This is a genomic window from Robertmurraya dakarensis, from assembly GCF_900156875.1.
GTDB lineage: Bacteria > Bacillota > Bacilli > Bacillales > Cytobacillaceae > Robertmurraya > Robertmurraya dakarensis.
The window spans coordinates 1,519,828-1,538,888 of sequence record NZ_LT707408.1; the positions used below are offsets into that span (position 1 = coordinate 1,519,828).

14 protein-coding genes are annotated in these 19,061 nt (G+C 35.4%); 11 read left to right on the top strand and 3 right to left on the bottom strand.

Going from position 1 to position 19,061, the window contains the following annotated elements:
• Positions 1–196 precede the first annotated feature (196 nt).
• From CZ487_RS08545 to CZ487_RS08570, 5 genes are all read left to right on the top strand, one after another.
• A complete protein-coding gene (locus CZ487_RS08545; protein ID WP_077211699.1) occupies positions 197–1,276 on the top strand; it encodes an ATP-grasp domain-containing protein in 1,080 nt (359 codons plus the stop codon).
• A 2-nt stretch (positions 1,277–1,278) separates the two neighbouring features.
• Complete coding sequence (locus tag CZ487_RS26150; RefSeq protein ID WP_084783151.1) at positions 1,279–2,745, top strand: glycosyltransferase; 1,467 nt, start codon at positions 1,279–1,281, stop codon at positions 2,743–2,745.
• Positions 2,746–3,040: 295 nt separating this feature from the next.
• Positions 3,041–3,787 (top strand): serine/threonine-protein kinase, encoded by a 747-nt coding sequence (locus CZ487_RS08560; RefSeq protein WP_077211700.1) that lies wholly within the window; start codon positions 3,041–3,043, stop codon positions 3,785–3,787.
• Between the two features lie 116 nt (positions 3,788–3,903).
• On the top strand, positions 3,904–4,626 hold the full coding sequence (locus tag CZ487_RS08565; protein ID WP_077211701.1) for a glycosyltransferase family 2 protein: 723 nt from the start codon (positions 3,904–3,906) through the stop codon (positions 4,624–4,626).
• A 146-nt stretch (positions 4,627–4,772) separates the two neighbouring features.
• A complete protein-coding gene (locus tag CZ487_RS08570) occupies positions 4,773–7,094 on the top strand; it encodes a YheC/YheD family endospore coat-associated protein (RefSeq protein ID WP_077211702.1) in 2,322 nt (773 codons plus the stop codon).
• A gap of 55 nt (positions 7,095–7,149) precedes the next feature.
• On the opposite strand, the gene CZ487_RS08575 is transcribed toward CZ487_RS08570, so the two are convergent.
• A complete protein-coding gene (locus CZ487_RS08575; protein WP_077211703.1) occupies positions 7,150–8,328 on the bottom strand; it encodes a glycosyltransferase family 4 protein in 1,179 nt (392 codons plus the stop codon).
• Positions 8,329–8,527: 199 nt separating this feature from the next.
• Between CZ487_RS08575 and CZ487_RS08580 the strand changes: the two genes are divergently transcribed.
• The 6 genes from CZ487_RS08580 (at position 8,528) to CZ487_RS08605 (ending at position 15,286) form a co-directional block, all read left to right on the top strand.
• On the top strand, positions 8,528–9,619 hold the full coding sequence (locus tag CZ487_RS08580) for a YheC/YheD family endospore coat-associated protein (RefSeq protein WP_077211704.1): 1,092 nt from the start codon (positions 8,528–8,530) through the stop codon (positions 9,617–9,619).
• 51 nt (positions 9,620–9,670) lie between these two features.
• Positions 9,671–10,996: a YheC/YheD family endospore coat-associated protein gene (locus tag CZ487_RS08585; protein WP_077211705.1), complete on the top strand. Its 1,326-nt coding sequence runs from the start codon at positions 9,671–9,673 to the stop codon at positions 10,994–10,996.
• A 102-nt stretch (positions 10,997–11,098) separates the two neighbouring features.
• Entirely contained in the window at positions 11,099–12,322 is a 1,224-nt protein-coding gene (locus tag CZ487_RS08590) for an ATP-grasp domain-containing protein (RefSeq protein ID WP_077211706.1), read from the top strand.
• Between the two features lie 12 nt (positions 12,323–12,334).
• Complete coding sequence (locus CZ487_RS08595) at positions 12,335–13,342, top strand: YheC/YheD family protein (protein ID WP_077211707.1); 1,008 nt, start codon at positions 12,335–12,337, stop codon at positions 13,340–13,342.
• 95 nt (positions 13,343–13,437) lie between these two features.
• Positions 13,438–13,896 (top strand): CotY/CotZ family spore coat protein, encoded by a 459-nt coding sequence (locus CZ487_RS08600; RefSeq protein WP_237562820.1) that lies wholly within the window; start codon positions 13,438–13,440, stop codon positions 13,894–13,896.
• A 115-nt stretch (positions 13,897–14,011) separates the two neighbouring features.
• Complete coding sequence (locus tag CZ487_RS08605; protein ID WP_077211708.1) at positions 14,012–15,286, top strand: YheC/YheD family endospore coat-associated protein; 1,275 nt, start codon at positions 14,012–14,014, stop codon at positions 15,284–15,286.
• Positions 15,287–15,531: 245 nt separating this feature from the next.
• Here the strand turns inward: CZ487_RS08605 and CZ487_RS08610 are convergent, their stop codons facing one another.
• Both CZ487_RS08610 and CZ487_RS08615 read right to left on the bottom strand, forming a co-directional pair.
• Positions 15,532–16,971, bottom strand: coding sequence for a DDE-type integrase/transposase/recombinase (locus tag CZ487_RS08610; protein ID WP_077211709.1), 1,440 nt, complete (start codon positions 16,969–16,971; stop codon positions 15,532–15,534).
• 406 nt (positions 16,972–17,377) lie between these two features.
• Complete coding sequence (locus CZ487_RS08615) at positions 17,378–18,817, bottom strand: DDE-type integrase/transposase/recombinase (protein ID WP_077211710.1); 1,440 nt, start codon at positions 18,815–18,817, stop codon at positions 17,378–17,380.
• Positions 18,818–19,061 lie beyond the last annotated feature (244 nt).

A 19,061-nucleotide genomic window follows, 5' to 3' on the forward strand; every position in this document is an offset into this window, starting at 1 on the left:
TTCTATTTATAAAATTATTTAAGTGAGAGGGCTAATTATAGATTGTCAACAAAAATAGGCGTAATCAGATAAAAAAGGCAAAACAAATAAGAACCCTGCAGGTTTACTTGAATACTCTAAAAAGGAGGAACTCACTATCCAAAGTTAAGACGAGCTAAGTGAGTTCTATCCATTTTACAAAGCAAGGAGTTTAGCAATGTCTCAAACCAGGACAGTATTAATAACAGGAATTGGATCTCCAGGTGCACCGGGAGTAATAAAGTCCCTGCGGGATGTCAATGACATGAAGTTTACAGTTATTGGAGTCGATATTAACGAAAATGTAGCTGCAAAGTCGATGGTTGATAAGTTCTTTACAGTCCCTAAGGCCTCAAATCCTGAATTTATAAAACATATAATGAAGCTATGCTCAAAGGAAAGTATCGATGTTATCCTGCCTATGGTATCTCAAGAATTACTGCCTTTCTCAAAAAATATCGAGAAATTTAGAGAAATAGGCACTGAGGTTTCGGTTTCAAATTATAGCTCATTAGAAAAAGCAATTAATAAGGGAGAACTATTTAAGGCACTGGATACCAAAAGAATCTCTACACCCCAATTTACAATCGTTAACACACCAGAAGAATTACGCAAAGCGATTTTTGCATTGGGTTATCCTGAAACTCCCGTTTGTATAAAGCCGACTATATCTGACGGTAGCCGTGGGTTTCGTATACTCGACGAGCAAAAAAACCGTATGGAACTATTATTTTACGCTAAGCCATCCTCTGTCTATATAAGTTTTAGTGAATTGTTTGACACTTTAAAAAGCACATCTGCCATCCCCGAAACGATGGTTATGGAGTATCTTCCCTTTGAAGAATATAGTGTTGATATATTAGCGAAACATGGAGAAGTGATAGTAGCAATTCCAAGATTAAGAGATGAAATCTTAAACGGAATTTCTGTAAAAAGTACGATTATCAAAGAAGATGATGTAATTCAATACTCAACTCAGGTTGTGAACGAACTTGGTCTTCATGGTAATATCGGTGTCCAGGTTCGAAGGGATCGTCATCATAAACCTAAAATTATTGAAGTTAACCCGCGTATTCAGGGAACCATAGTCCATTGCACCGCAGCAGGGGTTAATTTACCTTATTTAGCATTTAAGTTGGCAAAGAACCTTGCCATAAGTCAAGAAGAGTTAAAGATTCAGTGGGGACTTCGTATGACAAGATATTGGGAAGAAGTTTATTTCGATGTGAACGGACTCCCAGTTAGAAGGAAGGAATAAAAATGGAAGGAGTTTCAATAATCACAGTTACTAAAAGGAAAAAAAGTTTTTTTAGAATTATTGATAATTTTAATAGACAGCTATGTGAGAATAAAGAGCTAATTATCATATTAAATCGAGCAGGTATGAATACCCCAAGATGGAAAAGATACGCAAGAAGATATAAAAATGTTTCTGTTTACAGACTTCCAGAGTTGAGTTTAGGGGCTAGTCTGAATTTTGGCATAGAGGTAGCGAAATATCCAGTTATCGCCAAATTTGATGATGATGATTATTATGCCCCAAATTATCTCTCTCAAGCTCTTCACGCACTTGCTACCACTGATGCTTCAATTGTTGGAAAAATGTCGGTTAGTACCTACTTCAAAGCAACAAATTTGCTCGCTATCCGCAAGCCAGGGAACGAAAATTGTTATATCAACGGTATTGGTTTTGAGTATTCTCATCTAGGCGGAGGAACACTCGTATGGAAAAAGTCGATTTATCCGTTAGTCACGTTTCCTGACCGAAACCTAGGAGAGGATGTCATTTTCCAAGAGAGGTGCGAAGAACAAGGCTTTAAGATTTATTCCACGGATAAAAATTATTATGTATCTATTAGGCATAAAAACAAAAGAAAACACACGTGGAGATCTAGTGACAGGAGTGTCCTGAAAGATTGTGAGATTGTAGACTACACAGACAATTATGAACCTTATATTGGTGGTGACGATTATAATCCTTATAAAGGAGAGCTTGTTGAGGACACTTTTAACAGAGAAGACGATAAGTTGAATGGAGTATCGGTTATAACATGTACGATAAGACAAGACCAAATGAATAATATATTGGATAATTATAACAGACAGAAATATGAAAACAAGGAACTTATTATTATATTAAACAGATCTAATATGAATATCGAAGAATGGCGGGAAAGAATTGAAAATTATCAAAATGTATCAGTCTATGAGCAGCCAGATATCACTTTGGGTGAATGCCTTAACTTTGGTATTACAATAGCTAAACATCCGATTGTCGCAAAATTGGATGATGATGACTACTATGGACCGATGTATCTAACCCAAGCGGTGCATGCCCTCAATACGACAAAGGCAGCATTGGTTGGAAAGGATGCACAAACGATATATTTTGAAGGGAAAAATCTGCTTGCATTGTTTAGGTCGTACAACGAAAACAAATACACAACTCATGTGGGGGGATGCACATTAGTATTTAGGAAGTCTATCTTTCCAAATGTTAAATTTCCAAGTAAGAGTCTTAATGAGGATAATATATTCCAGCAACGTTGCCGGAACTTAGGCTATAAGATCTACTCAACGGATAGATATCATCATGTTTACATTCGACGTGAAAATAAAGAAGTACATTCCTGGAAAGCTGAAGATGAAGAATTATTAAAGGAATGTGAAGTCATCACCCATACAGACGATTACAGACCCTTTGTAGATGTAGAGACGGATTTTTGACAGAAAGCCTGGAATTAAGTTAGAAATTAGATATTTTTTTGTGCAGTTATCAAAAATCTAAGCCAATGTAGCAATGGAGAGCCCTTTGTCCTATCGATACAAAGGGTTTTTCATCCGTCACCATTGTTTTAAATCGAAAATAAGCTTATTTATAGAACTTACGTACATAATAGCAACCTTCATATACAAACAGTTCCTTCTTTTCTTCACCGAATCTACTATGCTTTTTTGTTTATATAAAATGGTAAAAATAATTTATCTGCTTTGAAAAGTCAATGGTAATGGGGTGGATGGTTTGCACTATCGATATCAACTAAAGAAATCTGTAATTGGCAGAGGGAATACAAGCAGGGTTTTTCTTGCGCTTGACATTAAGAATGATATTCAAGTTGCGATTAAGAGGATGAGCAATATAAACGAAGCGTTGATCGAAGCTGACATAATGAGAAACATTGGTGGCAGTAAACATGTAACAAGATTATTAGACATTTTTATAGAAGAACCATATGCATATCTAGTGATGGAATATAATAAGGGCAGCAGACTTGGCTACTTTAAAAAGGGGAAAATTTACGAACCTAAGAAGGCTGTACAGATAACAATAAAAATTCTCGAGGGTATAAGGAGTATACATGAATGTGGTTTTCTACATTGTGATCTTACTCCTCATAATGTTCTAATTCTCCATGATAATCCGGAATCTATAAAAATTATAGATTTTGGTTCTTCAGTTCAAAAAAATGAGTCTGGTGAGTATAAAGGTACCCACAAGGGTGCGACCAAGTGGTATCGTCCTCCTGAGCTAAAAAAAGGGCCAGATGGATTCTCAGCTCATATAGACAATAGTTCCGATTTATATAGCTGTGCTTGTATATGTTTGTATTTGTTGACCGGGAAAGCCCCTTTTCGAAAAAAGGAATCTTATCAGCTTGTAAGAAATGAAAAGCTTCGAATGGTACTAAAAAAGGCAGTACGTCGAAACAAACGAGAACGTTATCAGACTGCAGATGAACTAATTAAAGCACTCCAACCCTTTGCTTAACTAAGAAGACATAACCAAAAACGAATGAACACAAATGATGGGTCAATCGCCGTTTCCGTAGGTCTTTTTTAGCATACCAATATTTAGAGGTTATATATCTAAAGAGGAGAGGACTCATGTCAAAAGAAAAACTAGACGAACAGGGCGTAACAATTATTACATGTACTAATAAGCTTCAGTTTATGGAAAATTTGATTACTAATTTTGTTCAGCAAAAATGGGAGAATAAAGAACTTATTATTATATTAAATAAGGACACTCTTAATCTTGAGGAGTGGAGGGAGCGTACGAAGGAGTATATTGATGTATCCATTTTTCAGCTTCCTGAAGAAGTATCTCTTGGAAGTTGCCTAAACTATGGTGTGGAAAAATCGAAATATAACTTTATAGCAAAATTTGATGATGATGACTACTATGGTCCTTCCTATATTGATGAAGCAATGGATGCTTTTGCTAAGACTGATGCTGATGTTATTGGCAAGAGATCTTACTTTATCTATTTAGAGATAAACACGCTGTTGATGATACGGTTTCCGAAGAATGAAAACCGCTGGGTGAAAAGAGTACATGGAGGTACAATTATTGCAAAAAAAAGAGCATTGGAAAAGGTACCATTCCCTGATCGGTCCTTGGGAGAAGACAAATATTTCCTTCGTAATTGCCTATTGAATGGATTAAGCATTTATTCCACAAGTCGTTTTAATTATACCTATATAAGAAGAGAACAAGATCTTCATACTTGGAAAGCAAATAAGCGTTACTTATACAGGACCTCAAAAACTGTGGCGATTACCTCTAATTTTAAGCCATACACTAATCCTTTTACCGATAGTACTTAATAAAAAATATTTACAGGCAGTGATTATGTATGGGAGAGCTTATAAGAGATAAATTCAGTTTAATGCAGTCGTACGCCTATACTTCTAAATGCTATGAGGAATACAAATGTTTAATAGGTCTGTATGACAGTTTAGGAGGTAAAGGAATGCATACGGAAACAATTGGAATCATTTTACCTTGGCGGGAATGGAAAAGATTAATTCAAAAAAAAAGTGCTGGAATTCTCAACCAACTTGTTTGTCACTTTGCAAAAATGGGTGAGGATTTTGGGTTAAAGGTGTTATTTTTTAATATAAATAATATTTATATGGAGGAACTAAAGGGGGACGCTATCTCCCTAGAAGAAGGAGAGTTTAGTAAAAATGAAAATGTAAGTATCCCGCCGATTATCTATAATCCTACAAATTTTCATCAACAAAAAAATCTAAATAAATTATATTTGTTGGCACAGCAGGAAGAAATTATAGTAATCAATGAGCAGAATACGCTTTCCAAAAAAATTATTAGGGAATTAATGCAATCTTATCCTGACTTAGAAAATTATACCGCTACGGAAGAGATGCCTCTGAACTCTTCTTTTATTCATGTTGTCGCACAAAAGGGAACATCAAATGATTGGATAACCCATTTAGTTTCTAGACAAGATTCGGATCATAACGTACATCCAAATGAGGATCTTTTAGAAAATCACAGTTCAGACAATATATACTCTAAAATTAATGAAATCAGCTTAAAGTTTCTTAGACTAGTCCATTATTATTTTCCCGGCATTCACGAATTAGGCTTGAAATTTGTTGTATGTGAAGAAGGAAAAGTACAACTAGAAGCTACTTGTCCTATATTAGATCTTTTGATTGAGCTTCAGAAATCAGATAGGGATCTTTTAAAAAAAATCATCAAATGGCCTTTTGAATTAGGAACATCCATGTTATCTCAGCAAATAAAAGAAGAATGGTCAAGTAGGAATACAGATTCAAAAGAAGATGTTGATGGATTTTTAATGGAACAGAATGATTTAGGAGCAGAGAGCACCAACCAAAAGATGAGCCTTAAAAATCTTGAATTACAGACATGGGTAAAGTTTATAGAGTATTTTGATGTTGAGGACGTCATTAAGGTACCGGAAAGAGTAAAAAAAATCCTTTCATTTCAACCAGACAGCGTTAAATTCGGTATAAAAGAAGTAGACTGTAAATTTATTACCTATGATGATCAGATCCCCTATAAGAAGGATTTTATTCAATCACCCATTCCGATTTTTGTATCAACTTCTTTATTAAAAAAAATGCAGATCCCGTTAGAATGTGTTTATCAGCTTAGATTTACAAATGAAACTTGCATAGTTGGACCATCCATAGGATTATTGCTAGGGGAGAAGAATTTTCAATATCACCTTAAATATATGGAAAAATTCACTGATCGGTTCGGTGACTATGAAAAATTTGGAGGATTAGTCATAGCTTTCTCACCACGTTCAGTGGACTGGGAAGAGAAAATTGCATACGGAATGGTATATGATCCTCAACAAAAAAAATGGAAATATGGTTCTGCTCCTATCCCAGCAGTATTGTACCGAAGAAATTTCCATCAGAATGAAAGTCACATCCGGCAATTAATCAAATTAACAGGAAATCAACTATTTAATTCTTATCATTTTAAGAAATCGGACCTTTTTGAACTGCAGGAAGTTCCTAGGATTCACAAGCATATTCCTAAAACTTACTTTTTAAAAAGTAATATAGAGGATTTAATTCGCTTCTTAAAAGAAGAGGGCAAAGTAATACTAAAACCAGCCAGCTTGTCGCGGGGAAGAGGAATTTTAATTCTAGAAGAAACCAAAAACCATGAATATATTCTTTATGATTACCAGCAGAAGGATCACGTTGTTCATTATCTCTATGAACCAGAACAAATTTATAAATTATTGGAAAGTCTAAATGTTTTTGAGATGGATTATATTTTTCAGACATATATTCCTCTATTAAGAATTAATGGAAGACCCTTTGATATACGGGTTGTTATGCAAAAGGCAAATAGGACAACATGGAATTGTTCAGGGATTGAATGCAGGGTGGCAGGAGAAAACGAGGTTATTACGAATATTGCCAGAGGCGGAGAAGCAATAACATTAGAAGAGGCAATAAGCAGGTCACATTTGAATCTACCTTATTATGAGATACGAAAACATATTTTAAAAATTTGTCACAAGTTTTGCAAAAAAGTTGAAAAGAAGGATCAACATTTTGGTGAATTTGGATTGGATATTGCATTGGACCAGGAAGGATATCCATGGATTTTAGAGGCCAACATTTTCCCTAGTTTTAAAGGGTTTAAGAAGATGGATTATGAACAATATTTAAAGATACGTTATCAACCTTTTTATTATGCTGTTCGTTTACAAAATTTTGAGGTTTTCAATGAAAATACTGAAATAGAATCATCAAATAAACAAATTGTACATTATTAAGAGATATTTAGTTAAAAAAAATGGCGGCCCATTTTGAGAATTGGCCGTCATTTTCTTATTTTATTTCAAATGTACAGTTGATCTCTTTATATAAATGATTGAGTCTGCTTGCGCATTTTTCCCAGGTAAAGTGTTCATGAACACGTTTAATGCTGTTTTCTCCCATTTTGTTAATTTTTATTGGATCAGATAAAAGCTGATTGACGTATGCAGCTAGCTCAATTTCCATATTAAATTTGTCCGCAAGAAATCCTGTTTCACCATGCTGTATGATCTCCGGCATACCCCCTATTCTTGTCGCAATTACAGGTACACCCGTTGCCATCGCTTCTACATTTACTAATCCAAAGGCCTCTTTTGTAATAGACGGAACAAGAACAATATCAGCAATTTTAAACCATCGATGAATTTCGTCGTGGGGGATAAATGGAATAAACTTTATTTGATCCGGGAATTGCTTTGCCTTTTCAGTTAGTTTCTGTACATATCCTGTAATTCGGTTTGTCCCATAAAATGCACTTCCTGCAATGATTAATATTGTATTAGGATTACTCTCAATAATATAAGGAAAAGCCTCTAAAAGTTTGTGCACACCTTTCATTTTCCTAAGTCTCCCGACGTATAGAAGAACATGCTGATCCTTAATGCCTAAACTCTGTCTGATTGTATCTTCTTCCATTGCTTTATCCTTAATATTCCACTTTGATTTAAACTGATTTACATCCACTCCAAGATGATTGACGAAAACTTTATCCTCTGCACAGCCAGTTTTATCTATTAAATGATTTTTTAAAAATTGACTGTTAACAATAATTTTCGTGCATAAATTAATGCAGTGTCTTAGCTGTTCATTGCTTATCCTCGATCGGCTTATAAAGTTTGTTGAATGAAGGGAAAGGATAAGAGGGGTATCTTGGAAATGTTCTTTTAAATACGGAATGTATTTAGGACGATTTTCAATTTGTATAATATGAGGGTTCAATGTTATCAGGTGATTAATCACTTTATTTATATATGTTTTCCAATTTTTAAACCTGAATCGAATAAAGGAAATATCATTCGATTGCTCTTGGTAGGGCAGCTCTTTGGATTTTTTTCCTAGTATGGTGAAGTCTATATTATTTTTAAGGTTATTGGCTATCGTATAAACAACTGTCTCAACTGAACTTGAGGAGGGGGAAGGTATTGGAAAAGATCCTGGGGTAACGATAGCTACTTTTGGTTTGTTATTCATAATTACTACCACCTTAATAAAATAAATTACTATATTTTATTCTAGATATTTTAGTTGTTTCCGAAATTAGGAAAACTGCCTGATTAGAAATCAAAAATATAGGCCCTAGCCGTCTCAACTCATAATACAATTTCATTTTATATAGGGAATCATGAGAATCGTTCATTGTTATCATTATTCCTGTCTAGGGGGGAAAAGATTGGAAAAGAAATATATCGGAATTTTAACAAGTTCCCTTTTATTTAAAAGGATCAAAAGGGGAAAAAAAATGGAGATTCTTTCTTTATATGAAGATGCTGCAAAAAAATTTAATTTGAAACCCTGCTTCTTTAGATTAGAAGATATTCAATCTGGTGAGAACCAACTCAGTGCTTTTGTCATGGGGAATGAAGGAACTTATGATTGGGTTAAAGTACCTAAACCCTCTATTGTTCACAATAGAGCTTATCATTATACAAAAGCTGCAAAAAGAAAAATACGGAAGCTGCGAAGCGAAGGGATTATCTTTTTTAATGAATGGAACCGGTATAGCAAACTTAGGATTTACAATATCTTAATTGAAGATACCAATTGTATTCCATACTTACCTAAAACCGCCATGGCAACTAAACAAAATGTAATGGAGATAATGAAAAAACATCGAGAGTTAATTATTAAACCAAACAGTGGAACGCTAGGAAATAGCACCATGAAATTATCATTGGTTAAGGAGAATAAATGGGAATTAAAATATTTAAAAAATAATGAGTGGAGAGCAGATATATTTTCAGTTGATCACTGGCCAGAAAAACTAAACAAAGTCGTAAATAGGTCAAAATATATTATTCAAGAACGGATTCCACTTGCAACGTTTCATGGAAATCCTTTTGACATTAGGGTTTCTGTTCAGCGAAATGGTCAAGGAGAATGGCAGGTTACAGGGATGGTTGCAAAAATGGCCCCAAAAGGCAGTTTTGTTACAAATGTGGCTAAAGGTGGTACGTGCTACACTTTGCAAGAGGTGCTGTCTGGTAACCACCATCTGACCTATGAAGAGGTATATCGGAGTATTTCAGAATTATCCTTAAAAGTGGCAAGTCGGCTTGGAGACAGTCTATTGAATTTAGCAGATATCGGACTTGATGTTGGAATCCGAAATGATGGTTATCCAATGCTTATTGAATGCAATGCCAGAGATTTAAGATATTCATTTAGAGAGGCAAAGCTGTTTAACGAATGGAAAGCAACCTACGAAACTCCGATTATGTATGGGAGTTTTTTAATGAACAAGTACAAAAACAGTCATAATTAATTTTCTCCTTTACCCCTTAACATAGATGCCCGTTAGAAATGAGGAGTTCAAATGGAAGATACTTTTATTATAAAGAAAGAAGAGAGATCACAGTGTACTCTCGAATTGCCGCCAATGGTAGCAGAAAGTCTTAATATAAAAGGAAAGAAGGACTGTACCGTCAAGTTTGGGACTAAAGACCTTTTAGTTACATTACAAGAGAATCAAAAAATTCCAAGAAATAATCTTGTCATTTCTAGTCTTTGTATGAAGGAGTTAAGCATCCCTGATTTTCCGCAATATCAGATTACAATGAATAATAATGAATTATTGATAGGTCCTTATATTGGTATATTAATAGCCAAATCAAATCGATCTCTAAAACGGAAGAAACGGCGCTTGAATAAATATGTGGAAGAATATCCTTTGTTTTCCGGGGCAATTCTTGCCTTTTCACTTGAGGGTGTAGATCCAGTAAATCAAGTAATTTATGGTCTTATGTACAATCCTAAAATACATCGATGGGTTGAAGGTGTTTATCCTTATCCTGGTTCTGTATTTAGGAGAATTAGTATCCCTAAAAGGTTTAAAAAGCATTTTCAAGAGCAAATTGGGAACAATCTCTTCAATTCAACTTATTTTTCAAAATGGACCATGTATCAAATCTTAAAAAAGAACCCTAAGTTAGTCCCTCATTTGCCTATAACAAAACTATATCGAAGACCTTCAGATTTAATCCAATTTTTAAAGAAACATAAACGTGCATTCTTAAAACCTGTACATGGATTAAAAGGTAGAAACATTAAAGAATTTGAAGAGAGAAACGATGATTATCTTGTTCGTTTTCGGAAAGATGGGACGAATTATATTGAATATATCCCAAAGGAAAAAATTGAACCATATTTGGAAATGCATCTTAAACCGAAGCAAAACTTAATTCAGCAAAAGATCAATATAATCTTTACAGAAAAGAAGGCGGTAGATTTTCGCCTTTTTGTACTCAAAGACCAATTTGGCGGTTGGAAATGTCTGGGTTGGGTTGGAAGAGAAGGCATTCAAGGGAGTGTGGTAAGCAATCGTTCAAGCGGTGGAAAAATAAGGGGCGGAGATGAATTATTAGAAAGGATACTCGGAAGGAAGAAGAAAGATTTAGCTAAATTAAAGGAAAAAGTATTTTCTCTCGCATATCAAGCTTCCATCCAAATGGAGCAATCAGATAAGAATTTTGGTTACTTTGCCATTGATATGGCTATTGATACAAATCATCATATATGGATCATTGAAATGAATCACCGGAGTCCGAATGATGGGCTTCCGCTTTATGTGAATAATTATCGGCTTTTTCAAGAAATAAAAACTCACAACATGCTCTATGCGAAATATTTATGTGGATTCTAAATAAAAAAAGAAACTCCATAAGAAAGTGTCATGTAAGCAAACTAATCATATTTTATGTTAGCAGAAGTACGTGATTTAAATGAACAGAGGATGAAAAATAAAATGCAAACCATTGTTTTTATTGGAAGCAACAAATCGGGAACAAGCCGAGATGCCTTGATCACTTCTTCTAAAATGGGCTTCCACACCGTCTTGTTTACGGATAGGGAACAATTCCTAAAACAAAGAAAAGAATTTCCTGAAGTAGATCAATTATTTTACTTTGATGACCTACTCGAAAAGAATAAAATTTTAAAAAAGATAAAGAGACTTATGAAAAATGGATGTGACGTTCGAGCTTGTTTAAGTTTCATAGATCCATATGTTTCATACACAGTACAACTTTCAAAAGAATTAGGGTTGATGGAATTGTCCTATGAAGCTTTAAATAAGATTGAAGAAAAAACTCGTGTTCGTGAAATTCTTAAAGAAAAAACATATTCTCCCTTTTATACGACTTTTATTTGGGATGAGCCAATACGATCATACGCAAAAAAATTTGAACAGCAGCTGCCGCTTATATTAAAATCCCCTGTTTCAAACGGCTCAAAGGATGTTTTACTTGCGCAGACCCATGATGAATTTACAAAGTCCCTTAGGTATTTAGGGAAAAAATATCCTTCAACGCCAGTCCTTATTGAGGAGTATTTACAGGGGCCGCAATATTTAATAGAAGTATTAGTGTACAACAATTTTATAAATATCGTTGCAGTTATTGAACAAGAAATTCTAAACAGTGAGCGCTTTATCATTACAGGATATTTATTTCCAGCAAACCTGACAAGTGAAAGTTACGTGGAGTTGGAAAAAGTCGTTACAGATATTATTCACGAGCTTGGTTTAACAAACGGGAATTGCCATCTAGAATTAAGAAATGTTGATGGTGAGTGGAAATTGATAGAAATTAACCCAAGAATGTCAGGCGGGGCAATGAACAAGATTATCCTTGAAGGCACAGGGATTAACCTTGCTGAGAGAGTTATAAAACTATGTTTAGGGGAAGAGCCATATTTAAACCGTTCGAAGACAGAATTTGTTTATGCACGATTCATCACTATAAATTCACGAGGGCGGTTAATAAAAGTAACGGGAAAGAATCGTGCCTCGAAAATGGAAGGAATAAAGGAAGTATATGTAAAGCCAAAGAAAGGCACGATTCTAACAGGTCCTTATTCTCTTGGAGATCGATATGCATATGTAATTGCTGCCGCCGATACTGCGGAACAAGCAAAGAAGTATGCCATAACAGCAGCAAAAGAAATAAAGTTTTACTTGGATCCTTTGTAAGGATGTGGTCATATGGGAGTTATTGCAATGCTGCATTATCGAAAACATCCTTCACATGTAAAAAAAGCTTATTCATTTGCGGCAGTGGCTAAAATGGAAGGAATCGATTTTTATTATTTTTCCTATAGCAAAGTGGACTTTAACGCGAAAAAGATAGACGGATGGGTTTATCATAATGGGAAATGGGTACAAAAACGAATGGATTTTCCAAAGGTTATCATCAATGCCAGTAATCCTAAAACAATTGAGCAAAAGAGAATTAGTAAGCGTTTAAAAAAAATAGCGATTTTTACAAGTCATTCTGTTGGAAATAAAATGAAGGTTTATGAAAAGATTCTCAAAGGAGAAGAATTTGCCGATTATTTAATACCATCAATTGCGGTTAGAAAAGGTGAGGAAGTACTAGATTTTTTTGAAAAACACACAGTTGCAGTGATCAAACCAACGTCAGGAAACCATGGGAAAAAAATAATATTCATTAAGAAAATTAATACAAATTTTCAAGTCATAGAAGGGGTCAAAAAAACACTTTTTGAAAAAAGCGGATTGCTCACATATATTGAACGATTATTAAAAAAACAATCATATATACTGCAGCCTTTTATTGAATGCAAGACAAAGGCTGGATTAACCTATGACTTTCGTCTGCATATCTTAAAAAATGGTACTGGAAAATGGGAAGTTACGTTGATTTACCCACGAGTTAGTGGAAATGCAAAGTTAATCAGCAATATTAGCAGTGGCGGCTATAGGGGTGAGTTTGGGCCTTTCTTAAAGGAAGAGTTTGGTGATAGAAGTAATCATGTAAGACAGTTACTGGAAGGTTTTGCGGTATCCTTTGCAACACATTTTGATACTTTATACCCTAACCCCTTCGATGAGCTGGGAATCGATGTAGGCTTAGATCAAAATCTTAAAATATGGATATTTGAGGTGAACTGGAGACCTGGATCGAAGCACCGGGAAATCGAGGTTGCAAGAAGGCTAATACCTTATTGTCGCTATTTAGCATCAAGGTAATGTGCAGGAGTCTATTTTTAAACCCTAACTGCACCAACTGCATTGTCCACTTATACTATATAGTATTAAAGAGGACAGATTGGGGGGATGGAATTGTGGGTGAATTGCAGCAAGAAATGAATGAAGATTGTTTATGTGAAGCACTAGGAGAACTGAAAAAATTACAAGATTTTATCATACATTCCAGAACCAAATATTTTGGCAAGTTAATGGCGAAAATCGCTGGCGTTGATACCATTCCCTTTTTTTTAATAACGAAGGAAGAACCATTAAAATTAAGGGGTCTTATTAAAAATAAAGATACAAAAGAAGAGGAATGTTTTTCCACACCTTTTTTTCGAATTGAAGAATTTGATAAGGAAAATTGCTGTGCGACTGTTTCATTACTTCTCCCTCTAGACATTAAGGGGAATTTTACAGATTCAATTTGTGATGTAATGACATTAAAGAGAACATCCAATTGTGTAACAGTGGATTTAAAATCTATTTGTGCAATCCAGTGTTTTGATGTGGATCTGTTGAAACGAAAAATTATTATTGAACCAAAGTGGTAGGTAGAACTGCAAGCCCATAATCTTAAAAGGGCTTTTTTTTTCGATAACAATAAGAAAGGCAGATAACAGTTAGATGTATGTTAAATGGTTAGAGAATGAGGAGAAGTACATTTATGTGAATGAAAAGATTTATAACCATTGGAAAAAGCAAAGTGATCATAAAATTGAATTACATTACGGGAAATTGAGAATTTCCAAAACTTTAAAAATAGATAACAGCCTTCCGGACGATTGCGTAGCAGTAGAAAATAAATTTACTGAATCAGTGACTCTCCCAAGAGATGTAATATACGAGGTTGAAATGCAGGGCCATCAACTCTTATTTGGTCCACTTATAGGAATCATGATATCTAAGTCTCAGCTCGATTTGACCAAGAAAAAACTTGAGATATTGAAAGAACGAGTTGGAGATTATGAAACCCTAAAAGGAGTAGTGTTTGCGAGCAGTCATGATCAGATTGATATTCAAAATAAACTAATAAAAGGCTATTACTATACGAAAAATGGAGATTGGGAAGAAGGGGTTTTCCCATTTCCAAAGGTTTTAATTAATCGTCCCTTTATGAAGAAAACTTTCTATAAAAGGCTCTCGGAAGTAGAAAAAATAATCATTTTTAATAACTGTTCGTTGTCCAAGGAGAAATTTTGGAGGTTATTATCTAAAGATCCAGTTACAACCCAGTATTTACCTTTTACAAGAAGATTGAACACAGCTGATAACCTGATAGAGATGCTGAGCAAGTATAAGACTGTTTATATAAAACCAAGTAATCTTTCAAAAGGACGAGGAATTTATCAAGCAAAGCAGCATACTGATGGAATCATTCTTAAACGGGGTAGAAGAAAAGCAATAACTGCAAAGAATTTTAACGACCTTTCTGCGTTTGTGGAAAAAATTACAAGTAAACGCCGTTACCTCATTCAGCAGGCTGTTCCATATCGATATGGGTATAGTTTAGTTGATTTTCGACTATATTTGCAAAAAGATGAAACATTAGATTGGAATTGCTCGGGGATCTATTGCCGGGTATCTCGTCCCAGAAGCGTTGTGACAAATCTTAAACATTGTCAGGAAATTGTACCGTTTGAGATAGGACTAAGAAAGTATTATGGACTTAATTATGACGAAGTGACAAATATAGAAAATCTTATGTACACTATCAGCAAAAGGATCTGCAAGTCCCTAGAAGAACGAGGGCAAAACATTGCTGATGTTGCTCTTGATATCGTGATTGATTCACAATTACACATATGGGTATTAGAGGTACAGGTCAATTATGCTATTGATGAAAGGTTATATCGATTACCCCCTGAGGTTTCAAAAAAGGTATGGCAAACACCTTTACGATATGCAAAAGCATTGCTTCGGTTTTCAGAAGGGGTAGTGTAAAAAGTTCTATGAAAACTTAACACTAACCCTGGATTCCTCCAGTTTTTATGTGGTAAGGCCACGCAATCGCTCTTGACAAACACGCCAATGGTTTAACAACAGGCTATCAAGGGCGAAGGGGACAAAAAGAAGGCATACCAAATAGGCCCTTGGTTATTTCCATTTTAAACCATTGGCAAGTTCGGTTTGTCAAGAGTTCGCTCCGCCGATTGCTGAATAGCTTAAGGGCTCTGCTAAACAAAAAGTTAGGCTATCCGTTGCTCGATAATCCATTGTTGGGCTAACTCTATAAGCTTTGTCCAACGGGCTGGCATGGTGGGAAGCCCTTGTAATTGAGGGTTTACCACAGGCACTTTTCCTTCTAAGGATGCATGAGGCCGTAGAAAATTAAAATAGGCCACAAACAAAGTGACAAAGGATACAGATCCTTTTTCCGAACCAAATCCATGAGTCGAGCGATAGTTGCCTTTAAATGTTCGATTGAGCCTCTCTATAATCTGTTTTAAAGGTCTGTATTCCGTTGAGACTGGGTCTTCATTTGTAAGCCCAATCACTTGCTTCACATCAAAAGAAATATCATGCTGAGCGAAAAAGTGTTGTGCTAAAAGATAGATTGGGTTTCCATCCACTACAAAAGTAAGGTCTTTTGGAATCTCTTTCATCTTTACTAACACTTCATCTATCGCACGAATGGCTGACGCTGTATCTCGATTGGCAGACACCGGGTAAGATAGGATGATCTTTTTCACTGCGTCAAAAAAGAAAAACAAATAATGCCAGCGTCCATTCACTCGAATATAAGTTTCATCACCACAAAATTGATCTGAAAGATCATACGGATAGTGATCGACGTAAGGCTTAAGCAAGAGCGCAACACTATTTTCGTAGTTCAATATCGTCTGATGAGAAATCATAACTCCGTGAACATCCTGCATAATCGCGGCTGTTTTACGGGCCGAAAGGCCATAGTTTACATGATAGGTCAATATAAGTCCTAAGGTATGTGGGGATGCATAAATCCTAGATAAATCCACTCTCGGCAACTCTGGTGAATCTTTGGATAAAGGTTGAAATTCAATATGAAACTGACGAAAAATGTATCTCAGTTTAAATGCCTGAGGGTCCTTTCTAAACCTTTTCTTCTCTTTTGAAGACATTGCGTTTATTTTCTTTTGATAGTAAGAACAATCATTGTTTTTACATTTGTACACATCAAAGTCTTTACGTTCCTTGATTTTTTCTAGAGTCTTCGAACAATGAGGGCACTTCAAAATGGCCTCTTTGGAATAACGGCTTTTATCATTGAAAAGACAGGAACAGACTTTGCATAGATACTGTCCTTTATCTCCATTATTGGCATAAAGGTAATCTGATGGAGCACCACACTTTGGACAGTTCATAGATTTAGGGACTGAAATTTTTGCATTCTTACGCCTTTGAACAGGTTTAAGGGGTTTCCCGTTTTTCTCTAAGTATTCAGTAAGGAGAAGTTGATAATCGAGATTTTCTAGTAGTTCTATGATCGGTAGATCATCTACCTGAAGTTTACGATAGGGTTTATTCACCGGCTGTTCTGTTGGCTTATCAAACATACTTTTACCAATTAATAAGGTAAGTAATGTTCGAATCATTTGTTCTTGATAGTTTATAAAAGTTAATAAATAGGTTATAATTTGAGGGTACAAATTGTCACTTCCATTCTAGGTTGTTGGGTGTGTGGTAACCTCAATTATCCTTAGAATTCAGGGGGTGGCAATTTTTTTGCTTATAAAGCCCTCTATCAAGGTATTTAATAGCCTATTTCTTATAAAAGTTTTGACAATACGAATGGGAAGGTAGTGTAAAAAGTTCTATGAAAACTTAACACTAACCCTTTGATTCCTTCCAGTTTTTATGTGGTAAGGCCACGCAATCGCTCTTGACAAACACGCCAATGGTTTAACAAAAGGCTATCAAGGGCGAAGAGGACAAAAAGAAGGCATACCAAATAAGCCCTTGGTTGTTTCCATTTTAAACCATTGGCAAGTTCGGTTTGTCAAGAGTTCGCTCCGCCGATTGCTGAATAGCTTAAGGGCTCTGCTAAACAAAAAGTTAGGCTACCTGTTGCTCGATAATCCATTGTTGGGCTAACTCTATAAGCTTTGTCCAACGTGCTGGCATGGTGGGAAGCCCTTGTAATTGAGGGTTTACCACAGGCACTTTTCCTTCTAAGGATGCATGAGGCCGTAGAAAATTAAAATAGGCCACAAACAAAGTGACAAAGGATACAGATCCTTTTTCCGAACCAAATCCATGAGTCGAGCGATAGTTGCCTTTAAATGTTCGATTGAGCCTCTCTATAATCTGTTTTAAAGGTCTGTATTCCGTTGAGACTGGGTCTTCATTTGTAAGCCCAATCACTTGCTTCACATCAAAAGAAATATCATGCTGAGCGAAAAAGTGTTGTGCTAAAAGATAGATTGGGTTTCCATCCACTACAAAAGTAAGGTCTTTTGGAATCTCTTTCATCTTTACTAACACTTCATCTATCGCACGAATGGCTGACGCTGTATCTCGATTGGCAGACACCGGGTAAGATAGGATGATCTTTTTCACTGCGTCAAAAAAGAAAAACAAATAATGCCAGCGTCCATTCACTCGAATATAAGTTTCATCACCACAAAATTGATCTGAAAGATCATACGGATAGTGATCGACGTAAGGCTTAAGCAAGAGCGCAACACTATTTTCGTAGTTCAATATCGTCTGATGAGAAATCATAACTCCGTGAACATCCTGCATAATCGCGGCTGTTTTACGGGCCGAAAGGCCATAGTTTACATGATAGGTCAATATAAGTCCTAAGGTATGTGGGGATGCATAAATCCTAGATAAATCCACTCTCGGCAACTCTGGTGAATCTTTGGATAAAGGTTGAAATTCAATATGAAACTGACGAAAAATGTATCTCAGTTTAAATGCCTGAGGGTCCTTTCTAAACCTTTTCTTCTCTTTTGAAGACATTGCGTTTATTTTCTTTTGATAGTAAGAACAATCATTGTTTTTACATTTGTACACATCAAAGTCTTTACGTTCCTTGATTTTTTCTAGAGTCTTCGAACAATGAGGGCACTTCAAAATGGCCTCTTTGGAATAACGGCTTTTATCATTGAAAAGACAGGAACAGACTTTGCATAGATACTGTCCTTTATCTCCATTATTGGCATAAAGGTAATCTGATGGAGCACCACACTTTGGACAGTTCATAGATTTAGGGACTGAAATTTTTGCATTCTTACGCCTTTGAACAGGTTTAAGGGGTTTCCCGTTTTTCTCTAAGTATTCAGTAAGGAGAAGTTGATAATCGAGATTTTCTAGTAGTTCTATGATCGGTAGATCATCTACCTGAAGTTTACGATAGGGTTTATTCACCGGCTGTTCTGTTGGCTTATCAAACATACTTTTACCAATTAATAAGGTAAGTAATGTTCGAATCATTTGTTCTTGATAGTTTATAAAAGTTAATAAATAGGTTATAATTTGAGGGTACAAATTGTCACTTCCATTCTAGGTTGTTGGGTGTGTGGTAACCTCAATTATCCTTAGAATTCAGGGGGTGGCAATTTTTTTGCTTATAAAGCCCTCTATCAAGGTATTTAATAGCCTATTTCTTATAAAAGTTTTGACAATACGAATGGGAAGGTAGTGTAAAAAGTTCTATGAAAACTTAACACTAACCCTTTGATTCCTTCCAGTTTTTATGTGGTAAGGCCACGCAATCGCTCTTGACAAACAC

Excerpts from the sequence above, each read along its gene's own strand:
- CZ487_RS08545 (WP_077211699.1), top strand. The coding sequence starts at position 197 with ATGTCTCAAACCAGGACAGTATTAATAACAGGAATTGGATCTCCAGGT.
- CZ487_RS26150 (WP_084783151.1), top strand. The coding sequence starts at position 1,279 with ATGGAAGGAGTTTCAATAATCACAGTTACTAAAAGGAAAAAAAGTTTT.
- CZ487_RS08565 (WP_077211701.1), top strand. The coding sequence starts at position 3,904 with ATGTCAAAAGAAAAACTAGACGAACAGGGCGTAACAATTATTACATGT.
- CZ487_RS08570 (WP_077211702.1), top strand. The coding sequence starts at position 4,773 with ATGCATACGGAAACAATTGGAATCATTTTACCTTGGCGGGAATGGAAA.
- CZ487_RS08575 (WP_077211703.1), bottom strand. The coding sequence starts at position 8,328 with ATGAATAACAAACCAAAAGTAGCTATCGTTACCCCAGGATCTTTTCCA.
- CZ487_RS08585 (WP_077211705.1), top strand. The coding sequence starts at position 9,671 with ATGGAAGATACTTTTATTATAAAGAAAGAAGAGAGATCACAGTGTACT.
- CZ487_RS08590 (WP_077211706.1), top strand. The coding sequence starts at position 11,099 with ATGCAAACCATTGTTTTTATTGGAAGCAACAAATCGGGAACAAGCCGA.
- CZ487_RS08595 (WP_077211707.1), top strand. The coding sequence starts at position 12,335 with ATGGGAGTTATTGCAATGCTGCATTATCGAAAACATCCTTCACATGTA.